General features: G+C 36.7%; 18 protein-coding genes. 11 read left to right on the top strand and 7 right to left on the bottom strand.

Annotation, left to right across the window (positions count from 1 at the left end):
* Window positions 1-534: 534 nt before the first annotated feature.
* The 3 genes from NSQ74_RS12630 to NSQ74_RS12620 form a co-directional block, all read right to left on the bottom strand.
* Window positions 535-1,140 carry a superoxide dismutase gene (locus NSQ74_RS12630; protein WP_340823733.1) on the bottom strand — a complete coding sequence of 202 codons (606 nt, stop codon included), beginning with the start codon at window positions 1,138-1,140 and terminating at the stop codon, window positions 535-537.
* A 195-nt stretch (window positions 1,141-1,335) separates the two neighbouring features.
* Entirely contained in the window at window positions 1,336-1,815 is a 480-nt protein-coding gene (locus NSQ74_RS12625; protein WP_340823732.1) for a DUF456 domain-containing protein, read from the bottom strand.
* A 63-nt stretch (window positions 1,816-1,878) separates the two neighbouring features.
* Window positions 1,879-3,510, bottom strand: a complete 1,632-nt coding sequence (locus NSQ74_RS12620; RefSeq protein ID WP_340823730.1) for a Na/Pi cotransporter family protein — start codon at window positions 3,508-3,510, stop codon at window positions 1,879-1,881.
* 194 nt (window positions 3,511-3,704) lie between these two features.
* Here NSQ74_RS12620 and NSQ74_RS12615 point away from each other — a divergent pair, with 194 nt between their 5' ends.
* The 4 genes from NSQ74_RS12615 to NSQ74_RS12600 all read left to right on the top strand — a co-directional run bounded on the left by NSQ74_RS12615 (window position 3,705) and on the right by NSQ74_RS12600 (window position 6,409).
* Window positions 3,705-4,214 carry a DUF1189 family protein gene (locus NSQ74_RS12615; RefSeq protein ID WP_340823728.1) on the top strand — a complete coding sequence of 170 codons (510 nt, stop codon included), beginning with the start codon at window positions 3,705-3,707 and terminating at the stop codon, window positions 4,212-4,214.
* 53 nt (window positions 4,215-4,267) lie between these two features.
* Window positions 4,268-4,612, top strand: coding sequence for a hypothetical protein (locus NSQ74_RS12610; protein ID WP_340823726.1), 345 nt, complete (start codon window positions 4,268-4,270; stop codon window positions 4,610-4,612).
* Between the two features lie 96 nt (window positions 4,613-4,708).
* Window positions 4,709-5,824, top strand: coding sequence for a flavodoxin-dependent (E)-4-hydroxy-3-methylbut-2-enyl-diphosphate synthase (ispG, locus tag NSQ74_RS12605; protein WP_340823725.1), 1,116 nt, complete (start codon window positions 4,709-4,711; stop codon window positions 5,822-5,824).
* A 12-nt stretch (window positions 5,825-5,836) separates the two neighbouring features.
* The gene (locus tag NSQ74_RS12600; protein WP_340823723.1) at window positions 5,837-6,409 is read left to right on the top strand and encodes a 5' nucleotidase, NT5C type; all 573 of its coding nucleotides are present in this window, start codon (window positions 5,837-5,839) and stop codon (window positions 6,407-6,409) included.
* 135 nt (window positions 6,410-6,544) lie between these two features.
* On the opposite strand, the gene NSQ74_RS12595 is transcribed toward NSQ74_RS12600, so the two are convergent.
* Entirely contained in the window at window positions 6,545-6,673 is a 129-nt protein-coding gene (locus NSQ74_RS12595; RefSeq protein ID WP_255313805.1) for a hypothetical protein, read from the bottom strand.
* A gap of 200 nt (window positions 6,674-6,873) precedes the next feature.
* Between NSQ74_RS12595 and NSQ74_RS12590 the strand changes: the two genes are divergently transcribed.
* From NSQ74_RS12590 to NSQ74_RS12565, 6 genes are all read left to right on the top strand, one after another.
* The gene (locus NSQ74_RS12590) at window positions 6,874-7,359 is read left to right on the top strand and encodes a hypothetical protein (RefSeq protein ID WP_340826457.1); all 486 of its coding nucleotides are present in this window, start codon (window positions 6,874-6,876) and stop codon (window positions 7,357-7,359) included.
* 184 nt (window positions 7,360-7,543) lie between these two features.
* A complete protein-coding gene (locus tag NSQ74_RS12585; protein ID WP_340823720.1) occupies window positions 7,544-7,963 on the top strand; it encodes a MerR family transcriptional regulator in 420 nt (139 codons plus the stop codon).
* A gap of 31 nt (window positions 7,964-7,994) precedes the next feature.
* Complete coding sequence (locus tag NSQ74_RS12580; RefSeq protein ID WP_340826456.1) at window positions 7,995-9,323, top strand: hemolysin family protein; 1,329 nt, start codon at window positions 7,995-7,997, stop codon at window positions 9,321-9,323.
* Window positions 9,324-9,482: 159 nt separating this feature from the next.
* Window positions 9,483-9,887, top strand: coding sequence for a hypothetical protein (locus NSQ74_RS12575; protein WP_172772022.1), 405 nt, complete (start codon window positions 9,483-9,485; stop codon window positions 9,885-9,887).
* Window positions 9,888-10,062: 175 nt separating this feature from the next.
* Window positions 10,063-10,515: a helix-turn-helix transcriptional regulator gene (locus NSQ74_RS12570; RefSeq protein WP_340823719.1), complete on the top strand. Its 453-nt coding sequence runs from the start codon at window positions 10,063-10,065 to the stop codon at window positions 10,513-10,515.
* 375 nt (window positions 10,516-10,890) lie between these two features.
* Complete coding sequence (locus tag NSQ74_RS12565; RefSeq protein ID WP_340823718.1) at window positions 10,891-11,625, top strand: metallophosphoesterase; 735 nt, start codon at window positions 10,891-10,893, stop codon at window positions 11,623-11,625.
* A gap of 39 nt (window positions 11,626-11,664) precedes the next feature.
* Here the strand turns inward: NSQ74_RS12565 and cyoE are convergent, their stop codons facing one another.
* Window positions 11,665-12,615 carry a heme o synthase gene (gene cyoE / locus NSQ74_RS12560; RefSeq protein ID WP_340823717.1) on the bottom strand — a complete coding sequence of 317 codons (951 nt, stop codon included), beginning with the start codon at window positions 12,613-12,615 and terminating at the stop codon, window positions 11,665-11,667.
* Window positions 12,616-12,921: 306 nt separating this feature from the next.
* On the opposite strand from cyoE, the gene proC reads away from it, so the two are divergent.
* Window positions 12,922-13,722: a pyrroline-5-carboxylate reductase gene (gene proC / locus NSQ74_RS12555; protein ID WP_340823716.1), complete on the top strand. Its 801-nt coding sequence runs from the start codon at window positions 12,922-12,924 to the stop codon at window positions 13,720-13,722.
* A gap of 58 nt (window positions 13,723-13,780) precedes the next feature.
* Here the strand turns inward: proC and NSQ74_RS12550 are convergent, their stop codons facing one another.
* Both NSQ74_RS12550 and NSQ74_RS12545 read right to left on the bottom strand, forming a co-directional pair.
* A complete protein-coding gene (locus tag NSQ74_RS12550) occupies window positions 13,781-14,434 on the bottom strand; it encodes an alpha/beta hydrolase (protein ID WP_340823715.1) in 654 nt (217 codons plus the stop codon).
* 202 nt (window positions 14,435-14,636) lie between these two features.
* Window positions 14,637-15,194 (bottom strand): hypothetical protein, encoded by a 558-nt coding sequence (locus NSQ74_RS12545; RefSeq protein ID WP_340823714.1) that lies wholly within the window; start codon window positions 15,192-15,194, stop codon window positions 14,637-14,639.
* Window positions 15,195-15,216: the final 22 nt, after the last annotated feature.

The following is a 15,216-nucleotide window of genomic DNA, read 5'->3' as shown; positions in this document are numbered from 1 at the left end:
TAAATACACGATACCTAGTATACCATTCGAAGTTAAGTCAGAAAAGCATACACAAGAATCAATTTCATAAATGTTGTTTTCCATTAAAAGAAAATATTGAAAAAATATAGAACAGGATTGTTTGCATCATTATGCAACAGGCAAACGCTTTCCTTGGCAAGCACTAAGCGTTTTCCATCGCCACGCTCAGCCTAGGCTTGCTTATCCCCTGGCATCTTCGCCCTTCGCTCCATTGAAATTCGTTATTTCCCCAAGAAAAACTACTTATGAAATGAACTCACTTTATAATTCCTTACTAATAGCTTCATTTATTTGACGGTACTTTGCAAGAAAAGTTTCCTTCAAAACATATCGATTTCTTTAAATTAGTAAACTACATTGGAAAGTTATCACTTGATGCGATAAATTCATTTAAAAAGGGCTATGCAAGGTGATTTTCACCCATTGCATAGCCCTCTACTCGAAAATTAATTTTTATAGTTCCACTTTACTGACGTCAGCTTCGCAGAAATATAATTGTTTTCTCGCAAATGATTATTTTGCAGCTTGGAATTTAGCTTCTACTACATCCCAGTTTACTACGTTCCAGAAAGCACCGATATAATCTGGACGACGGTTTTGGTAGTTTAAGTAGTAAGCGTGCTCCCAAACATCTAATCCTAAGATTGGTGTTTTACCTTCCATGATTGGAGAGTCTTGGTTTGGTGTAGAAGTAACTGCTACTGAATCACCATCAACGATTAACCAAGCCCAACCTGAACCGAATCGAGTTGTTGCAGCTTTAGCAAACTCTTCTTTGAAAGCATCGAAAGAACCAAATTTAGCATCGATTGCTTTTGCTACTTCACCAACTGGAGTTTTTGAACCGCCTGGAGTGATTAATTCCCAGAATAGTGTGTGGTTAGCATGTCCGCCACCGTTGTTACGAACTGCAGTTTGTTTGTCAGCTGGAAGTGTGTCGATGTTTGCGATTAAGTCATTAATGTCTTTTTCAGCAAATTCAGTACCTTCTACTGCTGCGTTTAAATTTGTTACATAAGTATTGTGATGTTTAGAATGGTGAATCTCCATTGTTTTTGCATCAATATTTGGTTCTAATGCGTCATAAGCATAAGTTAATTGTGGTAATTCGTAAGCCATTTTTAAGTTCCTCCCTAAAATAAAGAAATAATTAGTACATCCTTAGATTATCAAAATTGGTCAAACCATTCAATGAAAAATACCTCAAATCAAAGATTTCAGCCTTTTGACCGAAAAAACAATCCAATCTCTATCATACCCACTTCTTTATTTTGTTAAACTTTATAATTACACCCACAAAAGTGCACGAACAAATTATATAGCAATGAAGAAAATAACAATCATCACAATTTGAATAACTGCTTTCGCTACAGTTGATGTTAAAAAGCCGATGAGGGAACCAACACCACTTTTCACAGCTTCCCCAACTGTTCTTCGCTCCACTAGAAGCTCCGCAATAACCGCTCCTAAAAATGGACCTACTAATATTCCTGCAACTGGAATAACAAATGGACCAATCAATAAGCCAATTGTACTTCCCCACATCCCTGCATTTGAACCGCCAAATTTTTTAATGCCAAAAGCATTTGCAACGGTGTCAGCACCAAATAGCAAGACAACAAATAATATTTCAATAGCCCAGAACCACCAGCTTAAATCGGCGAATGAGAAAAAGAATCCATACAGTAAAAAACCACCGAGTAAAAATAAAACGCCAGGGATTATCGGATACACTAAACCTACAAATGAAATGATAAAGCAGGCAATTACTACGATCCAGCCAACGACTTCCATAACAATCTCTCCTTTTGTCGTGCATTGACTTTTATACGAAACATATTGCCAAAAGTTTCATACCTAATGACGAATGCCTAATATAGAATCTGCAATATTAACAGCATGATCCCCTATTCTCTCCAAGTTGCTCACAATATCGGTATAAACGATACCCGCAGCGCCACTACATTCATTAGTATTTAAGCGTGCGATATGCTTTTGTCTTAGTTTATCCTCCATATCATCAATTAAACTCTCGAGCTCTGTTACTTCTTGTGCCAAACTAAGACTCGCTGTATCAAGCGCTTCTATGCTTTTACGCACTGCCTCAATCGCGAGACTAAACATACCAATTAAATCTTGTCGCGCTGATTTACTTAAACTAACTTCATGGTGATCTTTATATTGTAAAAGCTCTAATATATTTTCAAAATGGTCGCCGATACGCTCAATATCGCGTACATTTGTTAAAAGAGTATGGTGACGAACCGAATCAGCATGAGAAAGTGGCTGCTTTGAGACCATAACTAAATAATTTGTTATTTCTTTATCTAAGTGATTGAGTCCAACTTCCAATTGTAATACTGTCGGAATATGTGCGGATTCCCCAGTTTTCATATATAAAAACGTTTCTTCTAATCCCCTAAGAGCATGCTCGCCCATCCGTAAAACTTCCTCTTTTGCCTGCCCTAGTGCAATGGCAGGAGAAGAATCGATAAATGCTGGATCTAAATGCTTCGTCGTAACATCAATATTGCCATCATTGCCAGGTAATAGTTTTGTTACTAGCAACGTTAACCCTGCAATAAATGGTAGCTGAATCATCATATTAAAAACATTAAATGAGCCATGTGCTACAGCAATTTGCATACGCGGCTCCAAGTGAAATAGACCACTAATCCAATTTACATAGTTTATAAACGGGGTAAAAAGCAACATAAAAATAACTGTCCCAATAACATTAAACAACACATGTGCTGCCGCAGCACGCTTTGCATAGATTGAAGCACCCAACGAAGCTAAAACAGCTGTAATCGTCGTCCCTATATTTTCGCCAAATAAAATCGGTAGCGCACTATCTAAGCCAATTAAATTCTCGGCATATAAGCCTTGAAGTACCCCGACTGTCGCTGTCGAGCTTTGTACGAGTAACGTAAAAATAGTACCTAGAAATATTCCAATTACCGGCTGGTTACTTAGATGAATAGTTAATGATTCGAAATCCGCTAATTGATGCAGCGACTGCATACTTGCACTCATTAACTCCAGCCCTAAAAACAAACCACCAAAGCCAAATAAAATTTGCCCAATATGATGATAGATTGCTTTTTTAAAGAAAAACAAACATGCTGCACCAATCGCAAGTAATGGATAAAAATAAATACCAATATTAATACCGATAATAAATGCGGTTATTGTTGTACCTATATTAGCTCCCATAATAACGCCAATAGCTTGACGAAGTGTTAAGAAGCCTGCACTTACTAGGCCAACAGCAATCACGGTTGTCGCTGAGCTTGACTGGATACAAACCGTTACGATTATCCCAACTAACACACCCATTAGCGGATTTGTCGTAAATCGATTTAGCCATTCTCGAAGTCTATCATCTGCCGATTTTTGTAAACCTTCGCCCATGTATTTTATGGAAAATAAAAAGACCCCTAATCCGCCTAAAAATTGAAATAATATGCTTTGCCAATCTATTGTCAATGGTTTTCGCTCCAATTCCTACGTCTCTACTACTCTATTCCTAATCATTAAATGAAATTGTACAAAAAGTAAAGAATACCTTTAACTTCTTTACACAATGTTAACATTTTAGCATCGTATTCACAGATAAAGTTACTAATGTCCATATCTAGTCATTCCTGAACATGTTAGAATATCGTTTGGAGGAGATATAAATGAAACACTCACAATTATTTATCGATAGCTTAATACATCCTAAAAAACTAGCAGCCTATCGTTTACTACCTATTGGGAAAGTTATTCAATATACCTTTCTATTAATTACGATTGTTACAGTATTTTCTTTTGGACGTTTTTCTGCTGATATGTCTATCAATACGATTGACATTAGCGGTATAACCGAATACATAGAACAAATAAAGTGGCTCTTATACCCTGTCACATTCATTATGCTGTTTGTAATGACAACAATGTTGATTTTTGGGCAAATTGCTCTCTATGCGTTAGCAGGATTATTTATTTTAAAAATCATGAAACGCCGTGGTGAATACCGCCATATTTGGCGCACAACAACATTCGCTATTACATGGGCCACTATTTTAAGTATGCTAGCAGAATACATTCCAAATGCCGCTACGATTATCTCGATCTTGTCTTTACTACTAACGATAACTCTATTAATCGTAGCCTTTACAAAATATCCAAAACAACCAATTTCAAAATAATAGGCATGATTCCCCTCTCTTCTCAATATAGTGTAGAAAAAGGAGGGGATTTTTTGCGTGCATTCTTATTAACCGTTGCAATCGTGCTTATCGCTTTTGTCGTTAAAGTAGATTTAACAGAAGGAACATTATCTCTTGCTGCCTTCTATCCTAAAGAAAGTCAAAATGCATTTTGTGAAAACCAACGCGAACCTACTTACATCAGTGTACAAACGATTCAAGGCGATACGATACATAGCTTATTTGCACTACATCCTGCAAAAGTGCCGATGACCTTTCCAGAACGACTAGAGCTTTTTTATCAATTAAATCCACATTTACAATTACAAGCACTTGTACCAGGCGAAAATATTAAGCTTCCTCTCTCTTTTGAATTCGAAAATAAATGCGGAAAATGAAAAGTTAACGTTTCTTCCTTGTCCTTATTTTCTTACACTGATAAAATAAGTGTCAGTGACGGCTGAAAGTAGTGGCCCGAAAAGGAGAGAAAGTTAATGAGTGAAATATGTCACCGTTCAAAAACACGTCCAGTACGTGTCGGTAATTTAACAATTGGTGGTAGTAATGAATTATTCATTCAAAGTATGTGTACAACAAAAACACATGATGTCGAAGCAACAGTAGCAGAAATTCTTCGACTTGAAGAAGCAGGCTGTCAAATCGTTCGCGTTGCAGTCCCAGATGAACGTGCGGCTGATGCAATCGCAGAAATAAAGAAACGTATCCATATTCCATTAGTAGCTGATATTCACTTTGACTATAAATTAGCTTTAAAAGCAATTGAAAATGGTATCGATAAAGTTCGTATTAATCCAGGTAATATTGGGCGTAAAGAAAAAGTTGAAGCGGTTGTTACAGCAGCGAAAGCAAAAGGCATTCCTATTCGTATCGGCGTAAATGCTGGTTCACTAGAACGTCATATTCTTGAAAAATACGGCTATCCAACTGCAGATGGCATGGTAGAATCTGCATTACACCATATTAAAATTTTGGAAGACTTAGATTTCCACGATATTATCGTGTCGATGAAGGCATCAGACGTCAATTTAGCGATTGAAGCATATGAAAAAGCTGCAAAAGCATTTGATTATCCTTTACATTTAGGGATTACAGAATCAGGTACACTTTTTGCAGGGACTGTAAAATCAGCAGCTGGGCTTGGCGCCATTTTGTCAAAAGGCATTGGGAATACGCTTCGTATCTCTCTTTCTGCAGATCCTGTAGAGGAAGTGAAAGTTGCACGTGAGCTATTAAAATCATTTGGTTTAGCATCTAATATGGCGACATTGATTTCTTGCCCTACATGTGGACGTATTGAAATCGATCTTATCTCTATCGCTAACGAAGTTGAAGAATACATTTCAAAATTGAATGTTCCTTTAAAAGTTGCTGTTCTAGGCTGTGCGGTTAATGGTCCAGGTGAAGCACGTGAAGCAGATATCGGTATTGCTGGTGCGCGTGGTGAGGGGCTGTTATTTATGAAAGGCAAAACTGTCCGTAAAGTGCCAGAAGAAACAATGGTAGAAGAGTTGAAAAAAGAAATCGATAAGCTTGCTGCTGAAATGGTAGAAAAACGTGCGGCTGAAGAAGCAGCAAAAGCGAACGCCTAAGGAGGTGCTAGCATGACAAAGCCTCGTTTTGGAATCGATATTGACGGAACAGTAACATGTCCAAGTACACTCATTCCTCACATCAATAAGCAGTATAATGTAAATATTACGCTTGATGATGTATGCGAATATGATTTTTTATCAGCTTTCCCACATCCCGTAGATCGTACAGCATTCAACGCGTGGTTTAAGGAAAATGAGCCTTATATGTATGAAGTTTCGGAGGCCGCAAAAGATGCCAAAGAAATTTTAAGTGCTTGGCAAAATACTTATGAGTTATATTACATTTCTGCACGCGGTCAAAATGTATCAGATATTACGATGAACTGGTTTAAGTCACAGGCTATCCCATTTGATCATATTGAACTTATAGGGAGTCATGACAAACTAGCTTCAGCGAAAAAGCATAGTGTAGCAGCTTTCTTTGAGGATAAACATGATAATGCTGTGATGCTCGCTGAAGAATTAAAAATACCCGTGGTGTTATTCGACACACCATATAATCGACTTGCTGTACCTGACAATGTTGTGCGCGTTTATAATTGGCAAGAAGCAAATCAATTTATCACTAAATACTTTAAGTAAAACTTATAAAAATTAAACAAAAGAGTCGTGTTTCCTTTGTGGAACACGACTCTTTTCAGATTGTTGCAATGCAAAACTTGTCTAAAAGTCGCCCATGGCAACACAACTGCTGTGACAAAGAAATTTATTGCACGTTTAAACTTCAAGAATCCCCCGTAACCAACGCTCCACAAAATTTTCAAAAGTTATCCCATAATTATCATATACTGCGTGATACACAAAATAAGTTCCTAATCGGTCGAGTATTTCATCATTAATTTTCATCCCAAAACGCTCCCCTTTCAAGTGGTAATTATTTAAAAATTCAGTCTATTAATTCTTTACCATCAAGCATACTTTGGAAAAGGCCGTATCGTTGAAAAAACGTCACAATCTGCCTCTTACATACCCTTTCTTCATAATTTTCTTTTCGTTAAGATAGTAGTAACAACTAGTGGAACTGGGGGGTACTCCTTGTGAAATGGATGACAAAACTTGCTATTGTTACATGCCTGTCTGTCTTACTTGCTGGCTGCGGTGATAGACTAACTGAAATTAAAGATGCCTTTTCTGGCATTAACTCAGCGGCTGATGCAGCAGCTAGCGCAGTTAGCCAAGATGTGCATGCAATAAGAGCACTTACAATTAATTACAATGACGAATCCTTTACTATTAATGACCTATTTAAAACTATTTTACGTGACATACGCTGGGAATATGACGGCAAAAAAAACGAGCTTCATGTCCAAGGCACTTGGCAAGCACCGTTATTCTCTGAACAAGCTTGGGATGACCATATGCAAAAACAGCTTGCTGAGACGGGTTTGGTAACCGTTATTTGTGTAATCCAAGACGATCAAATTGATAGCTCACAGACAGAAGTAACGCTTGTATTCAATCAAGAGAAGATACTACAATTAAGTGGTGATGATGCCCTTCATCATCTATATGATACATATTTAAAAAAATAATTCTTATAGCTTTTCTGACGATTAACGTTAAGAAAAGCTATTTTTATGTAGAGTAACTCCATTTGCATCACCTTACCTAAACAAATTCCAATGACACAAATTAATCTTACAATTTAGAAATATTAAAGCTTATTATTTGAATGCTAGTAAACCATCACGTTATAATCAAAGTATCACGTGATGGTTGGGAGGTCATTGCATTGGGACAGAAAAACTAAAAATTGGTGAGCTTGCTCAAAAAACAGGCATTACAAAAAGAACAATTGATTATTATACAAATTTAGGCCTATTGGAGGCAGAACGTTCCGAGTCAAACTATCGCTTTTACGACCCTGCCATGATTGATCGACTTTATTTTATTGAACAGCGTAAACAAGAAGGGCTTTCACTAGGAGAAATACAAAACGCACTCAATATTACTAGTTATGAAGAAATCGATGTTCAAATGCTACGTTTAAAAATGCAAGATTTAGAACATGATGTATCATCTTTACTTGAACAAATGAACAATCAAGACAATAAAAATATTCAATCAATTAAAAAAAATGTTTCACCTGAAAGTATTGCACTTATGCAATCTTTATTATTACTTATTAATACCTAGGAGGTGACGTTCTGTTTTGCAGAACGACTATTTGGAGACCATACTGAATTTATCAATTTTCACGATTTTATTAGCGTTAACCGCGTTTTTCGTCGCAACGGAATTTTCAATTGTTAAAATGCGTTCCTCTAGGCTTGACCAATTAATCGCAGAAGGCAATAAAAATGCCATTCCCGCGAAGCATGTTGTCAATCACTTAGATGAATACCTATCCGCCTGTCAGCTTGGCATAACGATAACAGCACTTGGTATCGGGATGGTAGGAGAAAAAACCTTTGAATTTATGCTGCACCCATTATTTGAAATAATCGGAATTGCTGATAAGTATATACCGATTTTCACAATTGGTACCGCTTTCGCTATCGCTACTTTTTTACATGTTGTCGTTGGTGAATTGGCGCCAAAAACAGCAGCTATCCAAAAGACGGAAAAGATTGCATTACTTTTTGCTAAACCGATTATCGCTTTCTATAAATTGATGTACCCATTCATTTGGTTTTTGAACGGATCAGCACGTATTCTTCTAGGCTTCTTCGGCATGAAGCCAGCAAATGAGCACGAGATATCGCATACGGAAGAAGAATTGCGCTCATTGCTATCTGAAAGTTTTAAAAGCGGTGAAATCAATAAAACTGAGTTAAAATTCGTTAATAATGTCTTTGAATTTGACGAGCGAATTGCTCGTGAAATTATGGTTCCCCGCACAGAAATTGCAGGCATTGAAAAAAACGAAACCTTCACCAATATTATTCATTTTATCGCCGCTGAAAAATATACTCGCTACCCTATTTATGATGGTGACCGAGATAATATTTTAGGGTTTATCAATGCAAAAGAATTATTTACCCATGGTCTACTTGAACAATTAACGGATGATTCTTTTGTGCTTGAAGATTTTATTAACCCTGTTATACGTGTAATAGAAACGACACCTATTCAACAATTACTTGGCCGCATGCAAAAGGAACGCATTCATATGGCTATTTTAATGGACGAATATGGTGGTACTTGCGGACTTGTCACGGTTGAGGATATTTTAGAAGAAATCGTTGGAGAGATTCGTGATGAGTTTGACGATGATGAAATTGCTGAAATTCGAAAAATAAGTAACAATCATTATATTTTGAATGCCAAAATGCTTGTAGAAGATGTAGAAAATTTACTACAAATTTCACTAGATACAGATGATGTAGAAACACTCGGTGGTTGGTTCTTAACCGTGAATAATGGCATTAGAGCTAGTAAAAACATCGAGCTGGAACAATATGTATTTAGCATTTATGAACAACGTGGTCATCAGCTTCACTATATCGAAGTACGTCCGCTCCAAAAAGCTGCCCCTGTTACAACAGAAAGTTAACTGGACAATTTTCCTTCGTTAGAAGCATCAAATGGCAATCAAAACTTAAGATAAATAAGGCTATACTAGTATTTCTATATACTTTTTGACTCATTCCATTATTAGCCATATTTATATATAATGTTTATATAAATGATTTTATTTTCAGGGGGCAATGTTATGAAACTTTTTAAACTTTATCATTCAGACGGTATCCACATTATTACCGATGTCAAAAAACATAAGACAAATATCGAATTAAAAACGATTACAGGAGAAATTTTATATATTATCGTTGTAACTGACGAAAACTATACAGTATACGATGACCGCTTCGCTGGCGCTTCAAAGCAGTTAAATTCTGTTGAGGCATTTGATATTGATGGAAGCTTCAGAAGTCTTGACTTTGATAATATGCGCTCATTATTCAAAGAAGCATTTACGAAACTATTACAAGAAATCGCTGAGTGTGTAAATGATGGAGACGAGCTAGTTGATCTTGATACATTACGCCATAAAGTAAGTGCGCAAATTAAAGGAATTCATTTCCGTGTTATTTCTGACACAAAAAAATATGAATATTAATTGCCTGTTATCACAATCAACAGACTGCTCAATGAGAAAGATTCTTCTTTGAGCAGTCTTTTTCTTTCGCTCCGTATTCTATTACCTTTTCAAATGCTAGCTCCCCAGATCTTCGCACTACTATTTTGACTTTCATGTATAATGGAGCGTAACAACCTGATGAAAGGATGTTTGCATGAATCGTGAACAACTAATTTCCCTCATTTCAGAGAAACTAAAATTAATTCGAACAGAAAAAACATTAACGCAAGACCAAATGAGCAACCTATTAGGGCTTTCAAAAAAAACACTCGTGCAAATTGAAAAAGGTCGCATTACAACAGGCTGGACCACTGCAGTTGCTGTATGTGCACTATGTCGTGAAAGTTCAATTTTACAGCATGAGCTAGGCGGTGATCCCCTTGAGGTAGTTGACTTAATCGCCAATAATGGCACTTTACAACCAAAGGAAAAAACGATGGGCGGATACATATGGTGGAAAAATGTAAACGAGTGGAAAGGCTATCGTTTACAACAAAATGTGATTAGTCAACATTATCGAATTTTAGATACCGACAACTACCGCTTGCTTTCAACCTTTGACGAAAGTATCGCGGAGCAAGAATGGAACAAAATTAAAAATAGTTAAAACTAATTTGAATATAAATCCCTATTCCCGAGGAGGTTTATATTCAAATTATATTTCACAACAAAAATCTCTAAGGAACATCTAGAATACTTTTTATTTGCCATCAACGCTTGCACTACCACAACTCCTCCCCTCATTTATTGCAAATCTATAGACAAACGATTAAATGCTCAAACTCTCTCTGACATAAGATAAAAGAAGGCGATAATTTGCAGAAGATGCTTTATCGTATGAACATAATTCTCTAAAATGGTTACTTATCTAAAAAATGTTTCAGGTATTTTTCCGTCATTACTAAATGAGAAAAGTCGAATTTTGTAAGATTAATCTCTATAATGAAATGTAACGCCTGTTTTACTGGAAAGGATGCTTTTTATGACACGTATACTAGCAATTAGTGATATACATGGGGAACTAGAACTTTTGGAAGAATTATTGCTAAAGGTAAAGTTCGATGCCACACAAGATGAACTATTTTTACTTGGAGATTATATTGATCGAGGTCCTGCTTCTTGTGGTGTTTTAAATATAGTTGCGGAACTACAAGCAACTGGGGTACGCGTTCTACTAGGCAATCATGAAGCTATTATGCTAAAAGCCTGTCGTACAGGGACTCCAAAAGCTTGGAATCATTGGACTTCACTCTGTGGTGGAGATGCAACACTTGCCAGCTATGGCTATCATGTGGAAGATTTTGAAGATGCTATTGTCAGCAATACATTACCTAGTTACATTCAAACATTACCGAAGCTTGAAGAACATTTACAACTTATAGAAACTTTTGAAACTTATATAGAGTTAGAAGATGCAATTTTTGTACATGGCGGCGTTGTGCCTGGCGTAGCATTGGCTGACACAGATCCTTTACAACTTATATGGATTCGAGAAGAATTTCATACAGGCTATGATGGAGAGAAAACGGTGATTTTTGGCCATACCCCTACTTATAAGTTGCATCAGGACCCAACAAATTACGATGTTTATTTTGGTGACAATAATATTATCGGCATAGATGGTGGTGCTGTATTTGGAGGGAAGCTTCACGCTTTCGAATGGCCGCACCGTCAATTTACATCTGTTGAAAGTGAAAAGCCAACAAGCTTAGAATAACTTGTTGGCTTTTCTATTTAGTTTTACCTATAACAACAGTTAATATAGTTTAAATATAACCCCAGCTAGCGAATAAATAATAACTGTTGAGAAGAGGATTGTCATATGCAAAAGTGAGAATACAAACATTTTTGTCGCCCACTTCTCTTGATTTTTATTGCTATGATAACCGTATATACTCATTGCAAGCCATGCGACACTTAATATTAGTGCGACAAGCATAATACCCTTACTTAACGAACCAAATAAAAAGCTAGATAATATTAGCAATATTAAATAAAAGTTCGTTTGGTAATAAGTACGACGCATCCCTTTTATTACAGGTAACATTGGAACACTGGCCGCTTCATAATCTGCATGCTTTCGAATAGCAATCGCATAAAAGTGTGGCATTTGCCATATGACCATGACAAAAAAGAGACCCATTAAAGCTGGGTGTGTAATATCTGAAGATACAGCCGCCCAACCAATTAAAGGTGGTACAGCGCCTGATATACTCCCTACTTCGGTATTATAAATTGTGCGACGTTTTGTCCACATAGTATACGGTACAACATATAAAAAGACACCAATAAAACCAAATAATGCAGCTAGTGGTGAAGCTAATGCTAATACACCTACTCCAACAATTAGCATAACAATTGCTAAAATCATCGTTGTTTTTGCTGACATTTCGCCTGTTACTGTAGGACGATTTTTTGTACGTGGCATAATGGCATCTATATCACGGTCATACACGTTATTAAACGCACCGGCAGCACCGATAACAAGTGCTGAACCAACTGTTGCAAAAATGATTTCTGGTATATTGTCCAAAAGCGTCATTTTATTTTTATACATCCCTAGCGTTAAGCCAGCCCACATAGGAATTAAATTGGATTTTATAATACCTGTTTTAACTGTTTGTGCTAAAACATTAGAGAGCGAGTGTTTCTCTATTGTCTTTTCTACAGTCTGTGGATTTTGATCCGTTTTTAGATTTTGTTCCATTCCTCTTAATTCCTTTTCTATTATAATTTCTATATGCGTCCTTCGATAGAAAGAGACATTTTTTGCATTCAACATATCAAATTATTATTTTACCCCTTTTAGGGCAGCTATGTCTCAAAGTTCACATAAAGTACATGATTTCATGAATGAAATAGGTTTAAGCCAAATCACAACTTCTTCTATGATACCACCGACTAGCATGAATTTGAACCTAATTGCCTTCTTTCCTGCATAATGCTATTCAAGAAAAACAATCTGCTCTATACTAATAGGTATGTTCTATTTAATTGAAGGAGTGTCTAACACGTGAAATACGGATTTATTGGTCTAGGTAATATGACCACAGCCATTATAAAAGGAATGTGCAATAGCGGAGATTTTGATTCCTCTTATATATATGGCTATAATCGCACAAAATCTAAAACAACTAAACTTGCTACCTCTTATGGCATACAAGCGACAACTTCTATCGAGGAACTGATGGTAAATTGTGATGTCATTATTTTAGGTGTAAAACCACAAATGCTACCTGATGTTTTGCCAGAAGTTAAAAACCATTTACAAGAAAAGCACATGATTGTATCCATTGCTGCTGGTAAAAATCTCAACTACTTCCAAGGCTACCTTTCAGAGTCCACTCCAATTATTCGCGTTATGCCAAATATCAATGCCCTAATTGGCGCATCAACAAGTTGCTACACTACAAATGAGCAGGTGACAGATTCACAACTTCGACTCATCACAACATTATTTGAAACAATTGGCACGATTATTGAAGTACCTGAACACTTATTCTCCATCTTTACGACAATAGGTGGGGCTTCACCCGCTTTCACCTATATGTATATTGATGCATTAGCTCGAGCAGCTGTGCGCGAAGGTATGCCTAAAAATATGGCACTTGATATAGCAGCGAACGCTGTATTAGGCAGTGCGAAAATGATCTTACAATCAAAAGAACACCCATGGGCACTTGTCGATCAAGTATGCTCTCCAGGTGGAACGACAATTCAAGGCGTATCTTCACTGCAAAGCAATCATTTCGAAACGACAATCCACGATGCAGTTGCGGCTGTAACGGATAAGGACCGCAGTCTTTCTAAATAAAGCATAAATTTTAAAAGGCATCGAGAAATTTATTCCCGATGCCTTTTATTTTCTATCGTTACTGCATATTCTCTTGTAATTGTTGTGTTAAAAACATCACTAAATCTTGTCTGTTTTCCGGCGTAACACCATGTCCATCTGGATATTGTTTGAATGAAACAGATGCACCGAATTGCTCAAATAGTTCCTTGCTTTCAACACCCCATTGAGATGGAATCACATAATCATAATCGCCATGAGAAATAAAGGCATGTAGATGATTAACTGTACGAATTGCATACTCCTCAGTGACAAATTTTGGCGTGTATCCGCTCAATGCTACAATACCTGTAATTAAATTGCCCATAACAAAAGCTAATGACTGTGCCAATACCGCACCTTGACTAAATCCAAGTACATATACTTTGTGAGGGTCAATTTGAAACTCTTCAATAGCTTCTAACATAAAGCGTTGAAGAGCAATTAACACTTTGTCAAAAATAGCTCGATCTGGTTTTCCAACTTCCTGAATTGTGAAAAAGGCATAACCAGGCTTTTGTGTGATAGGACCTCTTACGCTAATTATATGACATTGATCTTGAAATTCTTGTACTAATTGCGGTAGATCCTCCTCATTACTACCCATGCCATGCAAAAGAAAAATAGCTGGATATTTTTTAGTCGGGTCCATATTTGTTGGTTGTGTATGTTTATATGTGAATGGTGTATTCATGGACATAATTCCTTTCAAGTAAACTCAGTCCTATTTTATCATATTGCGCGATTATCCTGCACAGATGTTGTTTTTATAAACGATTATTTCTAGCTTTCTAAAACGTAAAAATCCACTTCGCTTTCCGCAGGCACACACATAAGCCGCAGGAGTCTCCGTGGATTTTCACTTGGTTACTAGAATTGTTTGAGTGCCTGGCACTTTATTTTAAGTTTGTTTTTGAAATAAGCCCGTCCGTATGATAGGCTATATAACCGTTAATGATGCGCAGTGTTTCCTGTGGATTAGCGTCAAATAATACTTTTGATTGCGCAGGCGTGGATACAAGTACTGTTAGTAAATCCATGCGCATCGAATGTCCTGCAGAGCTATATGCGTAATCATAGATAATATCTTCTTCAGATAAGCCATCTGTTTCATATTGTTGATGAAACAACTCTTTTGCCATCTCCATCCGTTCAGCTACTTGCTGACGAATCCGCATTTGATGCATGAGCAATTCCTCTTCCAGTACTGCAGGTTTTAACCATTGTTTTTTCTCTAGCATATTGATAAGCTCATTTTCCCAAACTTGTTCATTATCAGTGAAATACAGCATATTCACCATTAGCATATCCCAAAAATCCGTTTTAGATAATGCTGATTGACGTTGCATCTCAATCGTCTGATTAAAGTGCTGCTCGACCTTTTCAATGTTCATATTTCGTACTAAATGATGACATACATTTTCAATAAATTTATTCGCTACTTCTTGTGCCATGATAAAAACCCGTCCTTATCTC

The sequence above is a fragment of the Lysinibacillus sp. FSL W8-0992 genome, from assembly GCF_038008685.1.
Classification (GTDB): domain Bacteria; phylum Bacillota; class Bacilli; order Bacillales_A; family Planococcaceae; genus Lysinibacillus.
This window is presented reverse-complemented; position numbering and strand designations above follow the sequence as displayed.

Bases quoted from the DNA above. Each gene is read 5' to 3' on its own strand.
- NSQ74_RS12630 (WP_340823733.1), bottom strand. From the start codon at position 1,140: ATGGCTTACGAATTACCACAATTAACTTATGCTTATGACGCATTAGAA.
- NSQ74_RS12625 (WP_340823732.1), bottom strand. From the start codon at position 1,815: ATGGAAGTCGTTGGCTGGATCGTAGTAATTGCCTGCTTTATCATTTCA.
- NSQ74_RS12615 (WP_340823728.1), top strand. From the start codon at position 3,705: ATGAAACACTCACAATTATTTATCGATAGCTTAATACATCCTAAAAAA.
- ispG (WP_340823725.1), top strand. From the start codon at position 4,709: ATGAGTGAAATATGTCACCGTTCAAAAACACGTCCAGTACGTGTCGGT.
- NSQ74_RS12600 (WP_340823723.1), top strand. From the start codon at position 5,837: ATGACAAAGCCTCGTTTTGGAATCGATATTGACGGAACAGTAACATGT.
- NSQ74_RS12595 (WP_255313805.1), bottom strand. From the start codon at position 6,673: ATGAAAATTAATGATGAAATACTCGACCGATTAGGAACTTATTTTGTG.
- NSQ74_RS12590 (WP_340826457.1), top strand. From the start codon at position 6,874: ATGACAAAACTTGCTATTGTTACATGCCTGTCTGTCTTACTTGCTGGC.
- NSQ74_RS12575 (WP_172772022.1), top strand. From the start codon at position 9,483: ATGAAACTTTTTAAACTTTATCATTCAGACGGTATCCACATTATTACC.
- NSQ74_RS12570 (WP_340823719.1), top strand. From the start codon at position 10,063: ATGAATCGTGAACAACTAATTTCCCTCATTTCAGAGAAACTAAAATTA.
- NSQ74_RS12565 (WP_340823718.1), top strand. From the start codon at position 10,891: ATGACACGTATACTAGCAATTAGTGATATACATGGGGAACTAGAACTT.
- cyoE (WP_340823717.1), bottom strand. From the start codon at position 12,615: ATGGAACAAAATCTAAAAACGGATCAAAATCCACAGACTGTAGAAAAG.
- NSQ74_RS12550 (WP_340823715.1), bottom strand. From the start codon at position 14,434: ATGAATACACCATTCACATATAAACATACACAACCAACAAATATGGAC.
- NSQ74_RS12545 (WP_340823714.1), bottom strand. From the start codon at position 15,194: ATGGCACAAGAAGTAGCGAATAAATTTATTGAAAATGTATGTCATCAT.